At 44.5% G+C, this 8,950-nt stretch carries 8 protein-coding genes; 1 reads left to right on the top strand and 7 read right to left on the bottom strand.

Features of this window, described 5'->3' with window-relative positions:
• Window positions 1-7 precede the first annotated feature (7 nt).
• Complete coding sequence (locus tag G589_RS0108200) at window positions 8-2,110, bottom strand: M13 family metallopeptidase (RefSeq protein ID WP_026521770.1); 2,103 nt, start codon at window positions 2,108-2,110, stop codon at window positions 8-10.
• Between the two features lie 235 nt (window positions 2,111-2,345).
• Window positions 2,346-2,807, bottom strand: a complete 462-nt coding sequence (locus G589_RS0108205; RefSeq protein ID WP_022767730.1) for an Hsp20/alpha crystallin family protein — start codon at window positions 2,805-2,807, stop codon at window positions 2,346-2,348.
• A 330-nt stretch (window positions 2,808-3,137) separates the two neighbouring features.
• On the opposite strand from G589_RS0108205, the gene G589_RS0108210 reads away from it, so the two are divergent.
• Window positions 3,138-3,551, top strand: coding sequence for a hypothetical protein (locus G589_RS0108210; RefSeq protein WP_022767729.1), 414 nt, complete (start codon window positions 3,138-3,140; stop codon window positions 3,549-3,551).
• A gap of 15 nt (window positions 3,552-3,566) precedes the next feature.
• Here G589_RS0108210 and G589_RS0108215 read toward each other — a convergent pair whose 3' ends face one another.
• The 5 genes from G589_RS0108215 to G589_RS0108235 all read right to left on the bottom strand — a co-directional run bounded on the left by G589_RS0108215 (window position 3,567) and on the right by G589_RS0108235 (window position 8,943).
• Window positions 3,567-4,484, bottom strand: coding sequence for an AEC family transporter (locus G589_RS0108215; protein WP_026521771.1), 918 nt, complete (start codon window positions 4,482-4,484; stop codon window positions 3,567-3,569).
• A complete protein-coding gene (locus G589_RS0108220; RefSeq protein WP_026521772.1) occupies window positions 4,485-5,213 on the bottom strand; it encodes a metallophosphoesterase in 729 nt (242 codons plus the stop codon).
• A gap of 13 nt (window positions 5,214-5,226) precedes the next feature.
• On the bottom strand, window positions 5,227-5,724 hold the full coding sequence (locus tag G589_RS19305) for a cupin domain-containing protein (protein ID WP_051192262.1): 498 nt from the start codon (window positions 5,722-5,724) through the stop codon (window positions 5,227-5,229).
• Between the two features lie 488 nt (window positions 5,725-6,212).
• Window positions 6,213-7,967: a glycoside hydrolase family 13 protein gene (locus G589_RS0108230; RefSeq protein ID WP_026521773.1), complete on the bottom strand. Its 1,755-nt coding sequence runs from the start codon at window positions 7,965-7,967 to the stop codon at window positions 6,213-6,215.
• Window positions 7,968-8,166: 199 nt separating this feature from the next.
• Window positions 8,167-8,943, bottom strand: a complete 777-nt coding sequence (locus G589_RS0108235) for a class B sortase (protein ID WP_026521774.1) — start codon at window positions 8,941-8,943, stop codon at window positions 8,167-8,169.
• Window positions 8,944-8,950 lie beyond the last annotated feature (7 nt).

Consider the following 8,950-nt stretch of genomic DNA (forward strand, 5'->3'; position numbering starts at 1 on the left):
CTCCCTATCACCAAACCGCGATCCTTTTTTCAGGTTCGAGGTACATGCCATCACCTTCTACTATTCCGTATGTCTCGTAAAACTCATCAAACTGCTGCAATCCAACATTTACTCTGTAAAAAGCCAGAGGATGAGAATCCCCGGAGAAATAGCTCTTTTCCGCTTCCAAAGGCATGTTTACCCTCCAAAGCCGTGCATAGGAGGTAAAGAACAGATCATAGTCAAAGTCCGGAACCTTGGAGGCCAGATAAAGAGTTGCCTTCAGGCCGCCCATGTCGGCCGTTGCTTCTCCGGTGAGGTTTGCTCCGTTATAAAGGCCTGATCCCGGAAATGGCGTTAAGGTCGAATAATATGAAGCAACCTTGTCGTTGAGATCAACAAATGCCACCTGATCATTGTAGGGCAGCCAGGAACTCTTTATGCCGTTCTTGTCGTAAAGAGATCCTCCACTGTCAAAGCCGTGAGTGATCTCGTGACCGATTATGGCGCTAAGTCCCCCCAGCTTCTCTTCATAGGTCATATCCGGTGAATAGCTGTTGGGTTCGCATATTCCGGCACATATATATATTCCATTGGTTGCCGGATTATAGAATGCGTTTGTAGTTGTAGTAGATGTGTCTTTTCCAAGCGGATCCCAATAATCCTTCCTGAATTTCTCGCCTGCGAGGAAAGCTCTGTGATTGACCGAATATCTCTGCATAGCATAATAGGCATCCAAAAAGCTTCCGCCCTCTTCTTTGGATTTGAACGGAGTCTTGCTGTAATCAAGAACCTCAAAATTCTGATAGGCTATATGGATTCCTATATTATTAAGCTTATCAAGGCATGCTGCCTTGCCCTCGTCAGACAGCCAGGGCTCTTCGGCAAAGATCACATTATATGCATCAATAATGTCCTCTGTCATTTTTGTAAGCTCAGCTGTGGTTGCATCATCGAAATAGTTCTCAACATAGGTTTTGTTGAGAGCTCCGAGCATTGCTGTATGGCCTATGAAATACTCGAACTGCAGAGAGTCTTCGCGCTGCTGCTCTGACTTACCGAAATCCATAGGCTGCTGGGTCTTGGATTTAGAGAATTCACTCATTTTATCCAATGTGTCCCTGTCAAGGCACATTGCACTGTCCAGGCAATAATTGACTATCAGATAGTCCTTCATCTCGTCCAGATTGCTCTTCTTGCACAGCCCTGCGAGCCTCTTTGTGTAAAACTCGGAAATAACCAAATATTCAGCGTTTGAAAATCCCCAGTCATCCAAAAGTTTGATGAGCGGGAATTTACCTGCAATCTTTGCTGCCTCATCCCTGGTTTTTGTGCTCTTTGCCACATCTTCCAAGGACATGTCCACTGTTGAAGAAGCAACTGCTTTCTCCCACTTAAGGCAGTTCTTAAAGATCTTTTTCGCATCGCTCTCCGGATAGCCAAGGGTCTCTAACATGTACAGCACCCTGTTCTCTACCTGCTCATACATCTCAAGAGTCGATGCTGAATTCAGCTTGTCATAATAAAACTTCCCGTTCGGAGCCTGCAGGGAAAGCTTCGGGGTATCTACTATTGTAAGGTTAATATCGGGATACTCTTCAATATGATATGAATCCATTACGTCCACCGTTATCGGCGCAAGCGCAAGTGGATTTCTCTCAAGATCTCCAAAGAAAGCATACAGTTCATCCATGCTGCTTATGGATTCAATGTCTGCTATATAGGGCTTTAGAGGTTCTACGCCCTGACTATTTCTATAATCCCAGTCTGATGAAAGCGCATAGTACTTTCTGAGTACCTCCGCCTCTTCTCCGGGTAGTGATTCATCTGTAGCAGCTTTTTTCATCTTTTCCAGAACCAGATCCGAAACGTCCTGAAATACGCCGCTGTATTCATTGCCAATTTCCAGCTTCCACTCTTTGTTTTTGGCCGCTGCGAAATCATCCTGCGGGCGATACTCCTTATCCGCCTTCACTGAATCATAAAGGTCGGAGTCCACCCACCCCTTGCTCAGCGCAGAATTAAGACGATCCTGAAAGCTTTCTGCCGTACCACTGGAAGCAGCAGCGCAAGCCGTTAGGACAAAGGCCATCACCAGCGAAGTCACAACAATCGTCGGTCTTTTCTTCATCAGTCCTACTCCTCTCGTAACTGTGTCATTAGAAAACCTCAACAAATCTCCTATTTACCATTATAACGGTAATTATGCACCAAAATTCCAAAAAGAATATAAAATTTGAGCCCCTGACTCCGTCCCTAGGGCTCAAAAGTGAGCCCCGGGGACGGAGTCAGGGGCTCATTTTTCGGAGACAAAAAAGAGCCTCCGCGTAATGCGGAGGCTCAAACACTTACATTTCAGGTATCGGTTATCCTTCGATAGCTATCAGATTCTTTTCCGGAATCTTCTTGTCCATGGCCTTTTTAGGAATTGTCAGATTCAGAACACCGTGTCTGTAGTTGGCTTCAATGTCGCCTTTCTCGACATTCTCACCTACATAGAAGCTTCTGCTCATGGATCCGGCGTACCTCTCCTGACGGATCAGTTTGCCTTTCTTGTCTTCATCTCTGTCAAGGTTCTTGGATGCGCTTATTGTGATGTAACCGTCGTTCAGTTCTACTGTGATGTCTTCTTTCTTGAAGCCCGGAAGATCTATTGAAACCTCATAGTTGTCATCCTTCTCACGGATATCGGTCTTCATCATCCTTGCTGCCTTTCTTCCGTAGAGCTTACGCTCCATGCCTCGACTCATGTCGTCGAATTCCTTCATGTAAGGGAATCCAAACAGATCGTCTATGAAATTCTCTTCAAAAATACTAGGTGTTAACATAATGCTTACCTCCTTTGCACAAAAACAATTGGTTAACTGTTATTGAGCAATGGGACGGAGGGTTTGGATCTTAGGAAAGCTAAGTCCTAACGGTCTTCTCTGTTCCTTTGTTCTATAATCACTATAACACCGACATTAGCACTCGTCAACAGAGAGTGCTAATTTGGATAAAAAACTATTGTACACTCCAATACAGAATTAATCTTTTTCCAAAAAAGGGGAATTAAACTCCGCTATTACGCCGCATCGGCCATGTAACTATGCGCCTCTTTGTCTTATCATCGTATTATCTAAAACACTATTTTGTTTGATTTAAACGGAGGAAATACCATGTTTGATATGAGAACAAGAGAAATACAGGAAGCCATTGCTGCAGCAGACGTTGCACTTGATCATCTTGAAAGAGCTAAAAGGAGCCTCTCAAGCGCCAGCGGATGGGGATTATTCGATACCCTCGGTGGCGGATTTATCAGCGGTCTTATTAAACACAGTAAAATGAGCGATGCTGAACACGAGATCAATCAGGCAAAACAGGCGCTTGAAAAATTCTCTAAAGAACTTAGAGACGTAAACGGCTATTCATCAGTGCACATCAACGGATTCCTTACATTCGGAGATCTCTTCTGCGATGGATTTTTGATGGATGTCATTGTACAGTCCCAGATTGGCAAGGCAAAACGCGAGTGCGAAAATGCTATAAATCAGGTTACAAGCATCAGAAACGACCTTCAGAGAATGCTCTGACGAGGCCCTTACTCATCACAATTGGAGCAAAAGAGATATCAGCGGAATGGTAGCTACTGACAGAAGCGTAGATAATGCTACTCCCTTAGAGGCCAGAGCATAATTACCCCCATACTGCTGCGCAACCATTGCAGTCATGGAGCCGATCGGAGTTGCCAGCATAACATAGCACACCTGCAATATCAGCTTGTCATCAATGAATAAACCAAGGAGCAAAACTCCAAGGATCGGCACTGCTATCAGCTTTATCAGTGAGAACAGCAGGAGCTTAACATCACCAAACAGCTCTTTAACTTTTATGGAAGTCATGGACTGGCCGATTACCATCATACTAAGAGGTGCAGCAATGCTGCTGAGGTGCTTGGCAGATGAAGTGATAAAAGACGGCATATGAATACCGGAAACATATATAGTGATCGAAATGATGCAGGAAATGACGCCAATGTTCAAGATCTTTTTGAGCGGACTACCGCCTTTAAGCGGATTATCACCCTTAATTGCTACGATTCCGTATGTATACATGAGAAAATTGTAGGGGAACTGAAAAAGTGCCCCGTACAGCACCGCTTCCGGGCCGTACGCAGCCTGTAAGATGGGAAGACCCATAAACCCTACGTTAGAAAAGATCGTCATGACGCGATATATACTTTTGTCATCGTTCTGAACCCTTAGAATTGGCAGAATAATGAAGGATATCACAATCAAAAAAGCATACACTGCCAATGTAACCAGAAATCCAAACAACAGGGAACTTCCCCTGATGGTACTCTCCTCATTCATTCCCGCCGACAGGATCAAGGCCGGAGTTGCGATATTTACCACAATCCACGAGAGGGTCTTACAGCCACTGTCGGTGAGAAAGCTCTTTTTCCCACAAAAAAAGCCGATCCCCATCATTATGAATAAAACAATCATCTGCTGAACCAGAACCATTTAATGCCCCTTTACATAATACTCTTCCATAGTCTCCAGGCATATCGCCACAAGATTCCCTCCCATGACGCAGCCACAATCTATGTCTAAAAGATTTCCGTTCCTGAAAACGCGATTGTCCTTCTTGCCGAGAAACCAGGTCGGAGTGTGGCCGATAATGAATATGTCATCGCCTCTATCCCAGTCTTCCTCGAAATCGGGCCTGTCAAACAGAAATTCCTCAATCGACGACATCTCAGAATTCTCAAGGTCTTCAAGACTGTGGATATTCTTGCCTATAGTGTGAACAAGCACGAACCTCTGCCCGTTTATCGTGACCACCTCATAAAGAGAGAACTCCTGAACATACTCCACAAGAGCCTCCCGGTCATACGCCGAAAGCCGCCTGAATGCATCAGAAGTTATCTTACCACCATTTTCACTCAGAAACCAAAGGTTTGTATCAGTAATGAAATCCATGGTCAGTGTCTTTTCCACTGCTTCCTCAGAATTTACCTCTTTTAATCCTGGTAAAAGAACTTTAAGCATCATATTCTCGTGGTTCCCGGCGATAGGGATGACATTTGGCTTATTCATCATCCAAGAGAGAACCTCCACTGGCTTAGGGCCACGGTCAACACAGTCTCCAAGCACATATAGCGTATCTTCATCAGAGAAACCAATGAGCTTCATAAGCTCCATCAGTTCGTCATAACATCCATGGATATCTGAAACAGCGTAAGTTGCCATAAATACCCCCTTTTTAAGTCCGGTTCTGGTTTGATTCTATATCTTCTTCGGCAAATGCCAAATGCAGTATCTTTTCATACTCAGCCGGGCATATCTTCGTTATCTCTTTTGCCCCAACAAGTCTGAACCCGTCGTAAGAAAACTTTGGAGTTGTCGCGCAAGACATGAAGCAATAGCTGTTCTTGTCCAGGTTCTCAGCCGCAAATATGGCGCCTTTTGGTATGACTGCCATGGCATTCTGCCCATCTCCTGCCCCAATAACCAGCTCAGAGCACTTCCCATCAAGTATCATTGTGATCTTTAGCGCGCATCCCTCGTGATGATACCATATTTCATCGCAGTCTATCTGATGAAAATGAGATATATCCTCCCCGGCAAGCAGAAAATATATGCTACCCATCAGGGCGCGCTCTTCCTGCTCAAATGGTGCCGTGTAAACCTCGGAAAACCAGCCACCTTCCGGGTGTCTTTCAAGATTGTATTTTTTTATCAGCTCTTCTGCTCTTGCCATTCCAACGCTCTCCCATTTCCTTTTTAACATTGTATCACAGTGAGTCATTGGGGACGTTTCACTTTGACTCATTTTGAGTCATTGGGGACGGTTCTCTTTGACTCTTTTGAGTCACCGGGGACGGTTCTCTTTGACTCTTTTTTATATGCTTGGGGCGTTTGGCGCATGTATACTAGCGAAAATTGTATAGATACCGTAATCAGAAATTGTCTTATCAGGTGGAGCTACTGTATGGAATAAAAAACAGTGCAAATACAGTCGCAGATAGTGCAAATATTCTTAGCCCACTACTGTATGGAATGTGCTTCCCTTGAAATACCGTAGCAAAACTCGCTCTTCAGACCAAATAAACTACAAACCTATAGTTGAAAGAGAAAAATCCTACTGTACCTATGCAAAAAGCATACCAATACAGTAGGACTATACAAAACAAGAAAAAATCATTACGGTACCGAATAAAAAGCCACTAAAATACCGTAGGAATCACCTTATTTCTTTAGTATCAGCACCCCGTTGGGCTCCAGCTTGCCATCGCTCCATTTCCTAGCATAAACAACGCCATCAAACCCGCTGACATCGATATCCACCGTATTCTCCTCACAGTTAAGGTAAATCTGAATACTCTCATTTTCTCCGATCTTGGTAAAAGAAATAACCCTTTTCTCCTCAATATCATTAGGAAAATGGAAGTTTCTGCTCTTGCAGGACTGCAGCGTCTTTCTCATGTCGATGAGGCGCTTCATCTCTGAAATCTCGCCATCTTTAAGGCCGGCGTCAATCTCATCCCAAGGCATGCATCGTCTGCAGTCAGGGTCATAGGATCCATCCATAGCCACCTCTGTTCCGTAGTAGATACAGGGGCTTCCAGGCATAGTAAACAGAACAGCAAGCTGCTGGTAAAAGATATCTATGTTGTGCCCTGCTTTATCCAAAAGCCTGTTGGTATCGTGCGAATCCAGGAGGTTGAACAAAACATCGTTCACCTGGGCATAATACATGGTAAAGCATCTGTTTATGTCGTATTCAAAAGACTCTCTTCCTCTGTTCTTGTATACCCAGAAGTCCGAAATTGCCGTAGTAAGCGGATAATTCATGACAGAGTCATATTCATCTCCGCGAAGCCATGAGATGGAATCGTGCCATATCTCACCCAGAAGATAGAAATCATCCTTCATATGGCAGGTCATATATCTCAAAGCCTTAAGGAATGAGTGTGAAACCTCATTTCCTACGTCAAACCTCAGTCCGTCTATGTCAAAGGTCTCAATCCAGAACCTTACAATATCCAGCAGATAGTCCTGAACCTTAGGGTTATTGGTGTTAAGCTTGGGCATGTACTCTGCAAAGGCAAAAGAATAATACCTTCCATCCCTTGTATCCCTGCCCTTCTCAAGTGGCCACTTATTGATCATGTACCAGTCAGCATACTCAGAAGCCTGGCCCTTCTCCACAATATCCTCCCACATAGGGTGATCAATTCCGGTGTGGTTAAAAACCGCATCCAGCATGACTCTGATGCCCAGTGCATGAGCCTCATCCACCAGTGCTCTTAGATCCTCATTTGTACCAAACTGAGGATCAACCTTTTTGTAATCCTTTGTGTTGTACTTGTGGTTACTGTGCGCTTCAAATATAGGATTTAAGTATATTCCGGTAATTCCAAGGTCCTTAAGATATGGCAATCTGTTACGAATTCCCCTGATATCTCCGCCATAGTAGTCCTTAAAGCCAACTTCTCCGGTCTGCCAGGGCATAACACCCTCAGGATCTATGCTCTTATCGCCATTGCAGAATCTCTCGGGAAAGATCTGGTACCACACCGTATCGTTAACCCAGGCGGGAGTCTTGCACACATCTGCAGGGTTCATCCAGGGCATGATAAAGTAAGAGAGCACCTTACCTTCAGTATTCATCTCTTCCTCGGTATAAAAACCATCCTCGAAGAAGTACATAACCTCATCTCCGGCGTGAAGCTCAAAATAATACTTGCATCTCTTATATTCCGGGCGAAGTGTGGTGGTCCACCAGATGTGATCCTTGAGCCTTTTCTTGAAGCAGATTTCTTCCTTCTTTCCGCTCCAGCGCTCGTTTCCGCCCATTATTCCGGCATCATATGGGTCTCCGTAGTATATAAAGACTTTATCCACATCATATCCGGTTTTGATATTGATTATTAGCTGCTCTGAATCCAATGGATAGCAGTACTGTTCTGACATTCGATGATAAATAGCACTTAAAAACATAGGTATCTCCTTTCGGAAAACGTTTTCCGTAACAAGCACTACTATAACCTATCCGTTTCAAAATTGCAACACAATTCTGAAAATGAGCCACTGACTCCGTCCCCAGGGCTCAAAAATGAGCTCTTGACTCCGTCCCTAGGGCTCAAAAAAACACCTGCCGGAAGGCAGGTGTTTTAATATTCTATATATGTTATATATATTATCTAACTTTAACTCCGAATATCACCATTCTGTTGTTGACTCCGGAATACTCGCAGGTACTGAGAATCACGATATCATCCAGCTTCAGGTCCTCTCCTGCGTCATATAATGATCTCTCCTTTGCTTCCTCGAAGAGCTTTTTTAGCGCATCGCCCTCTTCTCCGTTCATTACAGCATTCATAAATGTATCGCCGTAAACCACGTTATTATCTGCAAAAAACGCTGAGAAAACCCTGTAGGTGATCTCTTCATCCTCAGTCCAAACCACAAATGTCGGATGCTGCTTAAAATACTGTTCATCCTTGTAGTTAAGAAGCGGATGGAACATGCTGCCGTCCTTACGATTGTGGCCGTAGACCACGGTCAGAGGTGCACCAAACGCATCCGGGAGCTCTGCATCTGCAAAGAAGCACCCAACGCTCCCAAAAGAGCCATCAAACCTGTGATCCAGACAAAAGCTGTTATCTGTGGTCTGGACCACAGGCCCGTCGATTTCTCCATCGCAGGCCTGTAGCCATCCCATAGTATCAGAATTGATCGCTTTGAGGGATGTGAAATCAATACTAACGCCTTTATCTGCCGCCTCTTCGGCAGCCGTCCCGGACTCTCCCGGCTCTTTTACCTGATTCTCCGAAACCGTACCATATGCAATTTCCCTGATGTTATCGGCCTCTATCCTGTCGTCGTAATATCCCTTTACAAAATATGCGAGGATCACGCCGGTCAGGACCATTCCTATGAGGAAAAGTCCCATAAGCACTTTTAATCTGGTCATACTAGCC

The organism is Butyrivibrio sp. VCB2001 (genome assembly GCF_000423965.1).
Lineage (GTDB): Bacteria > Bacillota > Clostridia > Lachnospirales > Lachnospiraceae > Butyrivibrio.